Below are 15,120 nucleotides of genomic sequence, written 5' to 3'. Positions count from 1 at the left end.
TTACTTATCCTTTATCATTTTACGAACACGTTGCAACACTTTGTACAAAACAAAGCCTATTACAATCGCGATGGCATTTAGTAAAACATCATCCACATCAATACTACGCCCGATAAAATATTGCGTACATTCAATAAAGAGTGGAATTAAAAATGCGACAACATGCATGATGACCCATCCTCTAAATTTTGGCCATACTAATGGAATAAAGAAGCCAAATGGAATGAACAGTACAATATTACCAGCTAAATTATAAAAGGCAATATTTGCAAGGGGCCCATTTAATTGATTATAAAAAAGTAAAATCGTATTGAGCGGTGTAAAATTACTACGAGAATAGGCGGTTGAGGTATCCAATACAATTCGCCAATTTATAATAGTAAAGTTTGGAATAATCGTCTGTGAAAAAATGCTAACACAATAGAGGAAAAAAAGTAGCATGACTCCTTCACGAAGCCAATTCTTTTCTTTTTTTCTCATATGTAGAACGCGGAAAAAAATATATATTGGGAGACAGATTATACAATAAATTGCCATACTCCTAAAAAAATAAAGAATCACGTTGTTATATCCACCTCCAATTAGAAAGATACCTGTTGTGCCACATAGCGCAACCTGATGTCCTTAGAAAGTTATACTTTTTTATCGATAAAAAATCCACCGCTCGCGTTTTCACGTCAATACGGTGGACCCAAAATTAATGATTAGATACTATACAAATTTTAATTTCCCTGCTTCGATGGCAATCTTTGCATCACTATGTGGGTATTTTGTATTTTCAATAATTTGATAATCCTCATGACCTTTACCAGCAAAAATAATAATATCTCCTGGTTCTGCCATGCTGACCGCATGTCTCACTGCTTCTGCACGATCTCCGATACATGTATAATTATCATGTAGCATCCCTTTAGCTAAATCACCTGTAATACTATCAAATTCTTCATAGCGTGGATCATCTGTTGTTAAAATAACATAATCCGCTACCGATGCTTTTTCAGCCATTGTTGGACGTTTCGTTTTATCACGATTTCCACCTGTGCCGACTAAGAAAATTAATTTATTTTCAGGTTTTTTATAAGGTAATGCTGCGTTAATTGCTTTTTCAATTGCATCCGGTGTATGTGCATAATCGATAAAGATTTGAATTGGTAAATCGGTCATTACTTTTTCCATACGCCCTTTTACAGGTGAAAGCATTTCAATTTGTTCAATAATGGCCTCAATTGGGAAATTACGTGCATAGAACATGGCTGTTGCAGCAAGGATATTATAAACATTAAATTCCCCTAAAAGATGCATGGCTACTGGGAATGTACCTTCTGGAGTAATCATATCAAAGTAGGTCATACCATCTTCATAACGGCAGTTTTCTGCACGGAATAATGCATCATTTTTTAAACCATATGTCCAAATTGGGAATGGTGTCATCGCTGCATAACGTTCTGACCAAGGATCATCAGCATTTAATACGACATGCTTATTTTTTTCTAAGTCTTGTCCTAATTGAGAGAACAGCAAGCCTTTTGCATTGCCGTAGTTTTCCATCGTACCGTGGAAATCTAAATGGTCATGTGTTAAGTTCGTAAAAATAGCGACGTCATAATCGACACCAGCTAAACGCCCTAATACTAAACCATGGGAAGATACTTCCATCACCATCGCGCGGCAGCCTTCCATTTTTGCACGGAAAATCATTTGCTGTGTGTTTAATGCATCACTTGTCGTATTTGCTGACTCATAAAGTACACCATTTAAATTAAAGCCGATTGTGCCAGATAACGCTGACTTTTCACCAAGACCAATTAAAATGTTATGAATAATGCCTGATACACTTGTTTTACCATTCGTGCCCGTTACACCAATCATTGTCAGGTCTTTTGATGGGTAATCGAAGAATTTTGCGGCTAAAATTCCAAGGGTGCGATTCGTATTGTTAACAATAACTTGTGCAACATCGCCTTCTAGCTCTAATTGACGTTCTGTAACAATTACGGTTGCTCCAGCATCTACCGCTTTTTGTGCATAGTCATGCCCATCAACCGTATAACCTTTTATACAAATAAACAGACTGCTCGGCTGAACACTACGAGAGTCAATTGCAATATCTTTAATTAATTTTGGTAATTGTCCTACGATTTTTTTTTGCATAAGTGTACTAAAAAGTTCTTGTGCATACATAATTTGTTCCCCCAACTGCAATGTACTTGCGAATGCAAATTTTTTCATTTACTACATTACTTCATCTATTACTCTTCATCATACTGCGATGACTTCAAAAATGCCATGTTTTCACGATGACAAATTAAAAAAACGTCGTTTACTCGCAGATAATACTTTTTTCATGTACGAAGAATTCGTGTTAACTCAAAAATTTCATTCATTTATTGTCTGTCTCTATCATATCAAAATTCGTCATATATCGACATTAAGAATTACGGTATGATATAGGTAATATGATGTAATGAGGTGCTCCATGCAATACGAAATTTTACAAAAACGAAATATATTTACTTTAATCACGTATTTATTCTCAAATTTAGTCGTCACTTTAGCGATAATTTCACAGCAGTTTCAAAACAACTATACCTATTTATATTTTTGCGGGATTAGCACGCTCTTACTGCTCGCATTTTATTTTTTTAAAATACCTCCGAAGGCTTTTCAAATTAGTTTAGTTATTAGTTGGCATATTCTTATCTTTCTTTATAATTGCCAAAGTATAAATACGATTACCCTTTACGGTTTTATTTATTTATTTGGTGTTTTAACAATTTACCGTTCGTTACTCTTAAATTTTATTAATATTCTTTTTGTAACCATCGAAATTATCATTTTGGTTAAGTCGTCTATTATGTCACTTACTATTCTGAACACACAAGAAAATCATTTATTCCTAATTTTTTTATTAATCGTATGTATCATTAGTTTAGTTCAAAGTTTATCGATTAAAAGAATCTGGTCAAAGATGGAACAAAAAACGTTGGCTCGTGAATATGATTTGAATTCAAAGCAAGCCTACTTAAACTTATTTTTTGAACATGCTGAAGATGCGATTGCCGTATTTGATATGGAGGATCGTGTGATTGCCGTAAACCCCGCCTTTGAAAAACTATATGGTTGGACAAAAGAAGAAGCAATCGGCAATGCATTACCACTGATTCCTCCAATTCATTTAAAAGGAGCGAAAACTCGTTGTGCTCGCTTACGTGAAGGAAAGAGCTATACTTTTTTTGAAACACAAGATATGCGTAAAGATGGTACAGTTTTCGATGCTCAAATCTCTTTATCACCAATTTTGAATCCACACGGTGAAATTATTGCATCCTCTGTCATTTCACGTGATATATCTTATATAAAAGAAAATGAAAATTTAATCGTTCAATCGGAAAAAATGAAGTTAGTTGGGGAACTTGCCGCGGGAGTTGCACATGAAATTCGCAATCCTATGACTGTAATTTCTGGATTCGTTCAGATGATGAATGAAGATGCCTCTTCTCCTTATTATGAATATACAAAACTGATTCAAACCGAAACGGAACGAATCGATTTAATTTTAGCGGAGTTTTTAGTTTTATCGCGCCCGCAAGTAAAACAATTTACACCGATAAATTTAGCCGAAATATTAGCGGAAGTAACACAGCTATTCCAATTTGAATTCCAGCAAAAATCGATTACGTTAAAAATGATTAATCCATATAAAAACACCATCATTATGGGGAATGAAAATCAAATTAAACAAGTATTTATTAATTTAATTAAGAATGCTATTGAAGCGATTAGTGAAAAAGGAACGATTAAACTAGAAATGTGTAAAAGCAGTGATGAAAAATCGATTTACATTACGATTAAAGATACCGGATGTGGCATTCCACCGCATGTGTTAGAAAGAGTTTTCGAGCCTTTCTACACGACGAAGTCTAAAGGAACTGGGCTGGGTATGATGATTATTAATAAGGTGATTCAAGATCATCAAGGGACAATTAAAATCAAGAGTAAACAAAATATGGGTACCGAAATTTTACTAAGCTTTCCAGTTGAACAACATTAACGAAAAACTCCGTTGCATGAGATTCGCAACGGAGTTTTTTTATTTCATGATTGTACGTACAAGTTTAACTTTCTGTTTATACGGTGGGAACAATAAACCTATTTCTAACTTATTCGAGCGTTGCATAACTGATTTGGCATGCGTGAAGTTTTCAAAGCTTGCCTTTCCGTGATATGCCTTCACCCCTGAAGGTCCAACACCACCAAATGGTAAATATCCATTGGCCACATGAGTAATGACATCATTGATACAGCCTCCGCCAAATGGAAGTTCTTGTAAAAAGTAGTCAATGGCTTTATCATTTTCAGAGAATAAATACGCACTTAACGGCTTAGGTAACTGACGAATTTCATGAATTGCTTGTGGTAATTGTTGATACGTCATCACAGGTAAAATCGGTCCGAAGAGCTCGTCTTCCATTGATGGACTATCCCATGAAACATTTTCTAAGATTGTTGGTTCAATATATAAATCTTCGCGGTCTGTCACACCACCAAATGTTACAGTGGCACGTTCGCGGTCTAAAATACTTTGCAGACGGTCAAATTGGCGTGTATTAATAATACGCCCATAATCTGGACTTGCTTGCGCATCTCCACCGAAAAATTCTCGAAGTGTCTTTTTCATTATTTTATTAAACTTTTTCGCAACCGATTCATGCACGAGCACGTAATCTGGTGCTACACAAGTTTGCCCCGTATTATTAAATTTCCCCCAGGCAATACGCTTTGCCGCGATTTCTAGGTTAGCTGTTTGATCGACGATAACAGGACTTTTCCCTCCCAGTTCAAGCGCTAATGGTGTTAAGCGCTCTGCTGCAGCCTTGGCAACGATTTTTCCGACCGCTACACTACCTGTAAAGAAAATATAATCAAATGGCGCATGAATAAGTGCTGTTACTTCTTCTTTCTCGCCTTCCACGACACGTACATAGTTCGGTGGGAAGGTATCTTCAATTATTTTTTTTACAATAACCGCGGTATGGACTGCTGTTTCTGAAGGTTTCACAATGGCAGTATTACCACCGATAATCGCCCCAATTAATGGCTCCATCACTAATTGGAATGGATAATTAAATGGACCAATAATTAACGCAACCCCATATGGCTCACGTACAATATAGCTTTTGGCTGGTTGGAAGTGGAGTGGCGTTTTAATCGACTCTGGCTTCATCCAGCTATTTATATTTTTTAAAAAGTTGGAAATGCTATCGTAGACAATACCGATTTCATTTGAATACGCTTCAAATTCACTTTTTCTTAAATCTAACGCTAATGCTTCGATAACTTGGTTCTCATATTTTTTTATATTTTCTTTTAATAACACTAATTGTTGCTTACGGAATTCAACATCCTTTGTTGCACCAGTAAAGTAAAACGATCGTTGTAAGGAAATCATTTGCTCTACGTCTTGTGTAGAAAAATTCATTTTTCTCATCCTTTCTTAGAAAAACTATGCATAAATTATAACTGTTCACACATATTAACTATAGTAATAACTACTACATTTTTATAACGAATTCCTGCACGAAAGGAGGAATCAATTTTTAAAGCACTACTTTTAAGGCAAGGTTTAAAAATTTAAACATACGGGAATTTATTTATTAACAAGTAATCAGAGAAAAATTAACACATACTATTCGTACAAGGAGGCTATAATCATGATTATTACTGAAACTTGGTGGGGCGAAATTTTTTCTGGACCATTATCTATCGGAGTAAATGAACAAAAATTAGCACAATTAGAGGATGAATCATTTTTATACTTTGACGAATTAACAGCCACAACTCTTAATGACGAACAAAATACTTAACTCGTAAAAGGACTGTCACAATTGGCGGTCTTTTTTATTTATTTTTGTGGCATAATGACGAATAGTAGTAATTTATTGCGCGTAAAAATTCAAAAGGAGGCGTCCTTATTTTGAATAAATTACTTAAAATTATGCTTGTTGTATTCATACTTCTAATCGCTGTTTGTGCTAGTGTTTACTACGTCAAAACATCTGATTCTGCTGAGCCGAAAAAAATTGAGAAAGTACAGGCACAGCTATCACCTGAAGAGATGAAAGTTCAAACGATTACCGAGATTTCTGAAATTGTTGTCAATCAGCTCATCGAAAATGTCATTTTACATATTGAAATTACACCAGCGCAAGAAAGTCAAAATGTGGTTCTTTCATTGCAAGCGAGTGAATTTCAAACAGAAGATACCCTTTTAAAAGACAGCTACAACATAGTAAAAGAATTGTCCCGCGTTCAAAATCTTGAAAATTTCACATTAAAATGGTTCATGCCTGTTAAAAACAAAAATACCGAAATGCTTGCACTCTCCTTTGATCAGCAATCACTTTCAACGATGAAAAATTATACATCTGTCGACTTAAAACAACTGGCGACTACTTATAAAAAAGATGAACGATTTAAATGATGTTGTGTAAACCAAACAAATCGCATGATTATATAAAAATTAGGAGATTAAAAAATACTTCTATGCTCAAAATGCATAGAAGTATTTTAATTATATCAGTTTCTTGTATGCATTCCCGTCATTGGATATTTGCAAACGTATGCAGTTCAAGTGAATCCGCCTTTTACAAATGCTACGATGTTCATGTACAATCGCACTCACTTAAAGATGTACACTTTTGCCTCACTTTCTAGCATACTAATCATGAGGTGATTAGTATGTACATAACGCTAGATGTTCAAACGAATTTTGAAATTAATAGTCTTTCAGACTTACCAAAATTCAAACAGTTAATGGAGAATTTAAAAATGAAAATTAACAAAAGCCAGTTGGCTAGAGAAATGGGTGTGGATCGACGTACAGTTGATAAGTACCTAAATGGATTTACACCAAAAGAAACAAAAGAAAAGGCATCTATTTTAGATGATTATTATGAGGTAATCGCTGCACTACTGTCGGAGGATTCAAAGCAGGTGTTTTATTACCGCCGTATACTTTGGCAATATTTAAAAGACAATCACGGTTTAGAATGTGGTGCTTCTACATTCCGTCGCTATATCGCAAAGACACCCGAATTCGCAGCTTATTTTACAGATCAAATGCGTATTCCCTCACCGAAAGGTACGACAAGATTTGAAACACCACCAGGTCAACAGGCACAGTTTGATTGGAAGGAAAGCATTCCTTTTGAGACAAGTGATGGTGAAAAAGTAGAGGTAAACGTAGGTGCGCTGGTTCTAGGGTATTCAAGATTCCGTATATTTACTCTGACATTGAGTAAAACACAAGATGTTTTGTTCTCATTTTTAACCGAAGCATTCGAAAAAATTGGGGGTGTTCCAAAAGAGATCGTAACTGATAACCCAAAAACAATTATGGATGTGGCACGAACAGAACAGTGTTCAGGAAAAATAAATAGCAGGTTCGCCGCTTTTGCGAAGGATTTTGACTTTAAGGTACGACCATGTATAGCACGGCGTCCTCGTACAAAAGGTAAAGTAGAAACACAGATGAAATTTATTGATGAAATCCATGCATATCAAGGTCAATTGACCTTAGAAGAGCTCTATCATTTCATTGAAAAGTTAATGAATCGATTGAATCAATCTTTCCATCAAGGGTCAGGCAAAATACCCGTATTTGCTTTAGAAAAAGAAAAGAGCTCCCTACTTCCGCTACCCGCAGAAAAGATAAGGAACTCTTACCGTATCAAGCATCAGCTTGTACAAGTAAACACATCAAGTATGGTCTCCTACAAAGCCAACCAGTATTCAGTCCCCACTAAGTACATTGGCCAAAAAGTTGGGATACAAATACATGATGATCAATTATGGATTTATTATAACATGGAGTGTATTGCACAGCATCTTATATCGAATCGAAAATTAAATATTCGTCCTTCAGATTATAAAGAAACCTTGCAAATTTCTGCACCTCGTTATCCAGACATTGATACTTTAGCGAAAAACAATCTAAAAGCTATTGGAGAGGTGTATGACACATGATACAGCAAACAAATTATCAGCAACTTTTGAAGAACTTAGAGTATTTAAAATTAAAACAAATGGTTACACATTTAGATGAAGTCGTGGACTTCGGCATCCACAATCAAATGTCATTTATCGATACGTTGATTAAATTAACAAATTATGAAATTGATTTACGTGAACACAATATGATTCATGCGATGGTAAAAGTGGGTGCCTTCCCAAATCTAAAAGAGATAAAGGACTATGATTTCGACTTCCAACCGTCAATCAACCCGCAACAGATTCATGATTTTCTTACATTACGTTTTATTGAGAGTAATGAAAACATCGTATTTTTAGGCCCTAGTGGTGTGGGTAAGACCCATTTAGCCTCCGCTATCGGGATTGCGGCTGCAAAAAAACGTACAAGTACGTATTTTATAAAATGTCATGATTTGATTCAGAACTTAAAAAGGGCTCGCCTAGAGAATCGTCTAGAGAGCCGCTTGAAGCATTACACAAAATATAGGTTACTTATTATCGATGAAATTGGTTATTTACCCATTGATCCGGAGGATGCAAAACTCTTCTTCCAGTTAATCGATATGCGTTATGAAAAACGAAGCACAATCTTTACAACAAACGCTAACTTTAAATCTTGGGACGAAGTGTTTCAGGAGCCTAAGTTAGCCAATGCGATTTTAGATCGCATTTTACATCACGCAACGGTTGTAACAATCATCGGTAATTCTTATCGTTTGAAAAACCATTTAGCTCCAGAAAGTGAGTAATTTTATACACAGTTAAGTGAGCGTTTTTGTACATAGATTAATTGACATTTGTAGCCTTTTATTAAAACGGTTATTCAGGCATAGTCATTTGGCAGGTTCTTCGCACGCAAGCCGCACAGCCATGTTGCACATGTCTGTACGACTCGCCTTTGTGCTTCGTGAAAGACCTGCCAATACTTGGTGTATCCATTTTCCCTTTACTTGTATTCACGTGCTGGCGCTTACTGTGGTAGGCGCCAGTCTTCTAAATTTATCGAATCTTCCTTCTAAAGTAGAGAAGGATACAGTTCAAGTGAATCTGCCTTTTATTAAAGTGGTTATTCGGGCATAATCACTTGGCAGGTTATTCGCACGCAAGCCGCACAGTCAAGATAATGTCACAATCCGTTTGTTGTGACATTATCTTTGTGACGAAAGCGAAGCGACAGTCACAATTTAACAGACTATATAAAAGGTGTTGAAAGACCTGCCAATACTTGTTGTATCCAAGTTTCCTTTACTTGTATTCACGTGTTGGCGCTATGCGGGCAAGGCGCCAGTCGGTTTATTAGGCGAATCTTTTTATAAAATCAGGGAAATCACAGTGAATTCATCCTTTATTAAAGCGGTTATTCAGGCATAGTCATTTGGCAGGTTCTTCGCACGCAAGCCGCACAGCCATGTTGCACATGTCTGTACGACTCGCCTTTGTGCTTCGTGAAAGACCTGCCAATATAAGGTGTATCCATTTTCCTTTTACTTATATTCACGTTCTGGCGCTTACAGTGGTAGGCGCCAGTCTTCTAATAGGGTGAACCCTTTTTATAAAGTAGGGGAAATCACAATGTATTTATTTAAAACATCTAAATACTGTGAACTCATTTATCTAGCCATTATAGAATATGAAGGCATTGACAACTATTGAACCCTATTCATATATTCATCCCTTTACAAAAAGAGAATCTGTGACAGTCCCTTTCACACTTAACTCAACGGACTCGCTTTATAGAAAAACGGCGCCTTTGCTCGTCAACAGCGCCGCCCCTGAATACATGCAAAAGCATAATGGATTACACTTTGATTTGGCAGGCCTAGCATACCGCAACAGTATCAGTAGTAGGGACACGTACCACGTGACCCTGCTGCTGATATGCGGTAGCCTGCCAAAACCCAATACACTTTCATAACCTCTCTATTAGAAGATGACTAGCTCTGACAATCCCTTTAACCCACAAAATTCAACGGACTCGCTTTAAAAGTAAACGGCGCCTTTGCTTGTCAACAGCGCCGCACCTGAATATATGCAAAGGCATAATGGATTACACTTTGATTTGGCAGGCCTAGCCCAAGGCGCAAAGAAGAGTCGTACAGATATGTGCAACATATCTTTGCGACTCTGGGCGCCCAGCCTGCCAAAATACGATACACTTTCATAACATCTTCATTAGAAAATAACTAGCTTTGACAATCCCTTTTGATCTACCAAATTCAACGGACTCGCTTTAAAAGTAAACGGCGCCTTTGCTTGTCAACAGCGCCGCCCCTGAATATATGCAAAGGCATAATGGATTACACTTTGATTTGGCAGGCCTAGCCCAAGGCGCAAAGAAGAGTCGTACAGATATGTGCAACATATCTTTGCGACTCTGGGCGCCCAGCCTGCCAATACACGATACACTTTCATAACATCTCTATTAAAAGGTGACTAGCTCTGACAATCCCTTTAACCCACAAAATTCAACGGACTCGCTTTAAAAGTAAACGGCGCCTTTGCTTGTCAACAGCGCCGCACCTGAATATATGCAAAAGTAGAATGGGCTAGCCTTTGATTTGGCAGGCCAAGCCTGCCAATACACGATACACTTTCATAACCTCTCTATTAAAAGATGACTAGCTATGACAATCCCTTCAACTCACAAAATTCAACGGACTCGAATTAGAAGATCGAAAAACCGGTAATTTCATGAACAACAAAAAAGACAATGCACAAAGAAGAAATTCTTCATACATTGTCATTCATTTTATTTCAATGTGTCATTCATTTGTTGTAAAGCATCTTTTACGTTGTTGATAGCTGTTGTCAGCTCTTCTTTTTGCTTGCTTGTGAAGAAGCTGTAATTCACGTAATCTTCTTTTCCAACTTCGTAATACGCAATGGTTTCGTTTAAAACACCCATTTGTTCCGTTGCTTTCGCCGAGCTTTCAGGTGTTGTGCGGCTCATAAAGATTTTCACAACTTCTTCTGCTATCTCTGTTTGCGCTTTTGCTGCGTACACTTCATTGTTCGCATCACTCGCTTTTGTTAAACGCTCATTTGCGAATTGGTCCAACATCTTAACCGATGAAGCTAATACATTATTTTGCGTAACATCAATTGTCGATAATTGTGTTTTCAATTCTTTGATATCCGTTACTAACTGCTCTGCAACTTGTTCATAACCTGCAGTTTTCTTTTCGTTGAACAAGCCGTATGCTAAACGAGTAAAGCCTGTTCCTTCATTTTCTTTCCCTTGTTCAAGGGGTGCGTTGATTTTTTTATCAAGCTCTTCAAAATCAGTCGTAATTGGTTGCATACGCTCATAATACATCGTTACAAGTGGATAAAGTTTTTGTGCCTCTTCTAACTTGCCTTCTTTTACAAGTGATGCAAGTAGTTCTGTATCCTTCACAAAATCATCAATTTGACCGTCAACAAATGCTTTAAATTCATTTGCTTCAGCGGCTACTTCAACCTTTACTTCTTCTTGTTGTTCAACAGGTTCTATTGGCTCTACTGTTTCGTCTTCTTTCGTACCACAAGCAGTTAATACGCTTGCAGCAAGTAAAATGGTCATTAATTTTTTTGTATTTTTCATGATCTCACCTCTTCATTTTCTTGTTCTATAAAGTGATCCTTCACTCAGTGGGCTCTTGTGGGATAACTTTTGCATGAACAACAAAGCGCTCGATATCGTCTGCAGATGTCGTACAAGTTGAAAATGTAACAATTTGATCTTGCTCACTTACTTCTACTGGCATCTCAATGACCGATTGGCTTTGGATTGTTGTTAAAAATTGGCCGAAAGTATCATCGGTAAAATCAGTTTCTAAATAATAAAAATCCGTCGTCGTTTCATAAGCAGCAAATACTTCTAACGTATACGTTTTATCATTCGTTTCATAAATAAAAACTGGATGCTCCGTGGCATATTGTTGGTCTGAAAACTTTGCAAGCTCGCCAAACATCGAGCCGTTGCGTAAAACATGCCCATAAAAAATCGTATGGCGGTCATACAACGCATCGTTTCGATAATCTACAAATATACTACCGCCACGACTACTTTGGTTTAAATAATTATGCTTTAAATAAAATTCATTATTATCCGTTTGTAATACTGGATTATTTAATCGACTGTCTTCTAAAGATAACCAGCCGATAATCTTTTTATTTTGCTGTTGTAATGTTTCAAGCTTACTCGTTTCGACAATTTGCTGCGCTGATTCAAGCTCTTTTTCTACTTTTATATAGCTATAAAAATAATTGATGAGCACACCTGTGCATATGACCATGACAACGACGCTTGCGAATCGGATCCATTTTCGCATGTTAAATTCCTAGTGGCATCATGTAAAGGCCTAGCTCATCATCTTCATGGAATACTGAATTCACGCCGTACACTTCTTTAATCACGTCTTTTGTAATGACTGCTCGTGGTGCACCTTCAGCGATAATTTGGCCAGCTTTCATTAAAAGTATATGGTCGCTATAGCGGATTGCTTGGTTAATATCATGTAATACCATGACAATCGTTAAACCGTGATCTACATTCAACCGCTTCACAAGCTCTAGTAATTCTAATTGATAGTAAATGTCTAAATAGGTCGTTGGTTCGTCTAGGCAAAGTATATCCGTCTTTTGTGCAAGTGCCATCGCAATCCAAACACGCTGACGTTCCCCACCAGATAATGCTGACAAATCATTATGTCGTTTACCGAGTAGATTCGTGCACGTTAATGCCCAAGTCACAGCTTCCTTATCTTCAGGTGAGCTTTTTTTGAACATTGACGTATGTGGCATGCGTCCATACATAACTAATTTTTCTACGGTCAAATCAGTCGGAATATCATTTTGCTGATAGACGATTGCAAACTTCTTCGCAAATTCCTTCGGTTTGTAGTCCACTAAATCGCGATTTTCTAGCGTCGCCTGTCCTTCAAGTGGCTTGTTATTGCGTGACATAACACTTAATAATGTCGATTTCCCACAGCCATTTGGTCCAATGATTGTCGTAACTTTTCCATTTGGAATTTGCGTCGACACTCCATTTAAATGGAGCGTCTTGCCATCATGTGAAACAACTACTTGTTTAATTTCCATTATGCTTGTCACTCTTTTCTAAGTAAAAATATTAAGAATGGTCCACCGATAATTGCCATAATCGTAGACGCAGGAATTTCCATTGGGCTAAACATTGTACGACCTAATGTGTCTGCTAATAAAATAAGCAAGGCCCCTAATAGTGCTGTAAACGGAATTAACACCTTATGATCATAACCAACTAAGCGACGTGCGATATGTGGTACCAAAATACCAACGAATGAAATCACACCCGCTACGACAACAGAAGATGCCGCTAACATGACCGCTACAATGGCAATCAAAATTCGTGCCCACATTACATTAAAGCCGACACTTTTCGCTGTCTTATCTGATAACACTAACACATTACACCATGAATATAAAACGAAAGCGAGTACTAAACCAATCGTTCCGTATGTCGCAATAAGCGAAACATCATCCCATGTTTTTAATGTTAAATTTGACGTAATCGAACCTGACGAAGAAGCACCAAAATTAATCATGGCCTCTGTTAAACCAGAGAACATCGCATTAATCGCAATCCCGACCAAAATTAATTTAAGCGGATTTAAGCCTGATTTCCATGACAGTAAAAATACTAAGAAACAGGCAAAGGCCCCCCCGATAAACGCAGCAATCGGAGAAAAAAAGAACATTGTCGGAACGAACGATATGATAAATAATTTTGTAAATGCGGCCCCTGCTGAAATCCCGATAAATCCAGCATCTGCAAGTGGGTTACGCATAATTGCCTGTAACAATACGCCCGCTACCGATAGCGCAGCCCCTGCAAAAATGGCTACAATGATTCTCGGAAAGCGTAAATCCTTAATCGCTGCCATTTTATCATTATTCGCATCAAACAAACTTGTAATAAACTCAATAAATGACATTTTAATACTACCTGTCGTTGAAGCATATACAATTGTTACAAACAGTAAAATTGCGATTGCTACAAAGCTGATAATCTTTTTTGTCACAGCAAACACCCTTTATCTTTATGTAATGGAAAAAACAAAACCCTCCAGTGATTTTGTTTTTTCGTTTGTTTCTTATTTATAAAAAATTGCTTCTAACTGATTTAGTGCTTGTGGTACATTAAGTGCTGCTGTTGTACCAAATAGTTCTTCTTGTAAATCATAAACTTTGTCGTTTTTTACGGCATTAAAGTGTTTCCATACATCATTCGTCACAAATTCTTCATCGAACATTTTAATGACTTCATCAGGCATCCCATGTGCTAAACGCAGAATAATGTCTGGATTTGATTCATATAAATATTCCGTGTTCGAAGGTAAATATTCAGCGTCTTGACCCGCCATCACATTTTCCCCACCCGCTAAACGAACTAAGTCACCCGCATAAGAATTTTCTGTCGCTACTAAATAACTGCCAGGCACACCTAATAAAATTAAGACACGTGGTTTATCCTTCGTACTCGCTGTTGTTTCTACTGCATCAATCTCTGCTTGAAGTTCCGCATTCAAAGCTTTTGCTTCTTCAACACGGTTATAACGTTCACCAAGTGCTGTTATTTCTGACATCATTGGCTCAATCCCAGATAAATCAACAAAATCTACTGGAATTTTTAACTTTTCAAATTTATCCTTTAAATCATATTCTAATGTCGATACCGATAATACTTCTGTCGGATTTAATGATTTAATAATTTCTGCATCTGGATCCATTGCATTGCCGATGTCTGGTAACCCGTCAAACCGTGCAGGTAAATCCTTCGCTGTATCCGGAACGGCAACAGCATCTAAGTTCAATCGATCTAAAATTTGTGCAATAACAACTGTCCCCGCAATAATCCGGTGATCCTCTTCTACTGAAGTTGCTTGTCCTGTTTGTTCAACATTGACTTTTGCTTCCTTATTTTGATCAGCTTGATCGTCGCCACAGCCTGCTAATACTGCCATCGTAAGCGCAAGGCCAGCTAGCCATTTTTTCATGTTGTTTGTCCCCCTTAATCATTAAACTGAAGTAAAATTTCATACTTTCCCATGGAAGCTTACTTCA

13 protein-coding genes are annotated in these 15,120 nt (G+C 37.1%); 5 read left to right on the top strand and 8 right to left on the bottom strand.

Features of this window, described 5'->3' with window-relative positions:
* Together DCE79_RS03390 and DCE79_RS03385 are read right to left on the bottom strand one after the other, a co-directional pair.
* Nucleotides 1-441, bottom strand: coding sequence for a VanZ family protein (locus tag DCE79_RS03390; protein WP_108714414.1), 441 nt, complete (start codon nt 439-441; stop codon nt 1-3).
* A gap of 270 nt (nt 442-711) precedes the next feature.
* On the bottom strand, nt 712-2,181 hold the full coding sequence (locus tag DCE79_RS03385) for a UDP-N-acetylmuramoyl-L-alanyl-D-glutamate--2,6-diaminopimelate ligase (RefSeq protein ID WP_108711712.1): 1,470 nt from the start codon (nt 2,179-2,181) through the stop codon (nt 712-714).
* Nucleotides 2,182-2,968: 787 nt separating this feature from the next.
* Between DCE79_RS03385 and DCE79_RS03380 the strand changes: the two genes are divergently transcribed.
* Nucleotides 2,969-4,051 (top strand): two-component system sensor histidine kinase NtrB, encoded by a 1,083-nt coding sequence (locus tag DCE79_RS03380; protein ID WP_234417326.1) that lies wholly within the window; start codon nt 2,969-2,971, stop codon nt 4,049-4,051.
* A 39-nt stretch (nt 4,052-4,090) separates the two neighbouring features.
* On the opposite strand, the gene DCE79_RS03375 is transcribed toward DCE79_RS03380, so the two are convergent.
* Nucleotides 4,091-5,479, bottom strand: a complete 1,389-nt coding sequence (locus DCE79_RS03375) for an aldehyde dehydrogenase (RefSeq protein ID WP_108711710.1) — start codon at nt 5,477-5,479, stop codon at nt 4,091-4,093.
* Nucleotides 5,480-5,711: 232 nt separating this feature from the next.
* Here DCE79_RS03375 and DCE79_RS18590 point away from each other — a divergent pair, with 232 nt between their 5' ends.
* From DCE79_RS18590 to istB, 4 genes are all read left to right on the top strand, one after another.
* A complete protein-coding gene (locus DCE79_RS18590; RefSeq protein WP_168214720.1) occupies nt 5,712-5,864 on the top strand; it encodes a hypothetical protein in 153 nt (50 codons plus the stop codon).
* Nucleotides 5,865-5,974: 110 nt separating this feature from the next.
* Nucleotides 5,975-6,481, top strand: coding sequence for a hypothetical protein (locus DCE79_RS03370; RefSeq protein ID WP_108711709.1), 507 nt, complete (start codon nt 5,975-5,977; stop codon nt 6,479-6,481).
* 257 nt (nt 6,482-6,738) lie between these two features.
* On the top strand, nt 6,739-8,025 hold the full coding sequence (gene istA, locus DCE79_RS03365; RefSeq protein WP_108711590.1) for an IS21 family transposase: 1,287 nt from the start codon (nt 6,739-6,741) through the stop codon (nt 8,023-8,025).
* Complete coding sequence (gene istB, locus DCE79_RS03360; protein WP_108711591.1) at nt 8,022-8,780, top strand: IS21-like element helper ATPase IstB; 759 nt, start codon at nt 8,022-8,024, stop codon at nt 8,778-8,780. Before istA ends, istB begins: the two co-directional genes overlap by 4 nt.
* Nucleotides 8,781-10,780: 2,000 nt before the next feature.
* On the opposite strand, the gene DCE79_RS03355 is transcribed toward istB, so the two are convergent.
* The 5 genes from DCE79_RS03355 to isdE all read right to left on the bottom strand — a co-directional run bounded on the left by DCE79_RS03355 (nt 10,781) and on the right by isdE (nt 15,053).
* Nucleotides 10,781-11,614, bottom strand: a complete 834-nt coding sequence (locus DCE79_RS03355) for an EfeM/EfeO family lipoprotein (protein ID WP_108711708.1) — start codon at nt 11,612-11,614, stop codon at nt 10,781-10,783.
* 40 nt (nt 11,615-11,654) lie between these two features.
* Nucleotides 11,655-12,344, bottom strand: a complete 690-nt coding sequence (gene srtB, locus DCE79_RS03350; RefSeq protein ID WP_108711707.1) for a class B sortase — start codon at nt 12,342-12,344, stop codon at nt 11,655-11,657.
* Nucleotide 12,345: 1 nt separating this feature from the next.
* Nucleotides 12,346-13,116 carry an ABC transporter ATP-binding protein gene (locus DCE79_RS03345; protein ID WP_108711706.1) on the bottom strand — a complete coding sequence of 257 codons (771 nt, stop codon included), beginning with the start codon at nt 13,114-13,116 and terminating at the stop codon, nt 12,346-12,348.
* An 8-nt stretch (nt 13,117-13,124) separates the two neighbouring features.
* Entirely contained in the window at nt 13,125-14,078 is a 954-nt protein-coding gene (locus tag DCE79_RS03340) for a FecCD family ABC transporter permease (RefSeq protein WP_108714413.1), read from the bottom strand.
* A gap of 72 nt (nt 14,079-14,150) precedes the next feature.
* Complete coding sequence (isdE, locus tag DCE79_RS03335; RefSeq protein ID WP_108711705.1) at nt 14,151-15,053, bottom strand: heme ABC transporter substrate-binding protein IsdE; 903 nt, start codon at nt 15,051-15,053, stop codon at nt 14,151-14,153.
* Between the last annotated feature and the right edge of the window lie 67 nt (nt 15,054-15,120).

The organism is Lysinibacillus sp. 2017, assembly GCF_003073375.1.
GTDB lineage: Bacteria > Bacillota > Bacilli > Bacillales_A > Planococcaceae > Solibacillus.
Note: the sequence above shows the minus strand (reverse complement) of the source record. Positions and strands in the feature narration are given on the sequence as shown.

Bases quoted from the DNA above. Each gene is read 5' to 3' on its own strand.
- DCE79_RS03390 (WP_108714414.1), bottom strand. From the start codon at position 441: ATGCTACTTTTTTTCCTCTATTGTGTTAGCATTTTTTCACAGACGATT.
- DCE79_RS03385 (WP_108711712.1), bottom strand. From the start codon at position 2,181: ATGTATGCACAAGAACTTTTTAGTACACTTATGCAAAAAAAAATCGTA.
- DCE79_RS03380 (WP_234417326.1), top strand. From the start codon at position 2,969: ATGGAACAAAAAACGTTGGCTCGTGAATATGATTTGAATTCAAAGCAA.
- DCE79_RS03375 (WP_108711710.1), bottom strand. From the start codon at position 5,479: ATGAATTTTTCTACACAAGACGTAGAGCAAATGATTTCCTTACAACGA.
- DCE79_RS18590 (WP_168214720.1), top strand. From the start codon at position 5,712: ATGATTATTACTGAAACTTGGTGGGGCGAAATTTTTTCTGGACCATTA.
- istA (WP_108711590.1), top strand. From the start codon at position 6,739: ATGTACATAACGCTAGATGTTCAAACGAATTTTGAAATTAATAGTCTT.
- istB (WP_108711591.1), top strand. From the start codon at position 8,022: ATGATACAGCAAACAAATTATCAGCAACTTTTGAAGAACTTAGAGTAT.
- DCE79_RS03355 (WP_108711708.1), bottom strand. From the start codon at position 11,614: ATGAAAAATACAAAAAAATTAATGACCATTTTACTTGCTGCAAGCGTA.
- srtB (WP_108711707.1), bottom strand. From the start codon at position 12,344: ATGCGAAAATGGATCCGATTCGCAAGCGTCGTTGTCATGGTCATATGC.
- DCE79_RS03345 (WP_108711706.1), bottom strand. From the start codon at position 13,116: ATGGAAATTAAACAAGTAGTTGTTTCACATGATGGCAAGACGCTCCAT.
- isdE (WP_108711705.1), bottom strand. From the start codon at position 15,053: ATGAAAAAATGGCTAGCTGGCCTTGCGCTTACGATGGCAGTATTAGCA.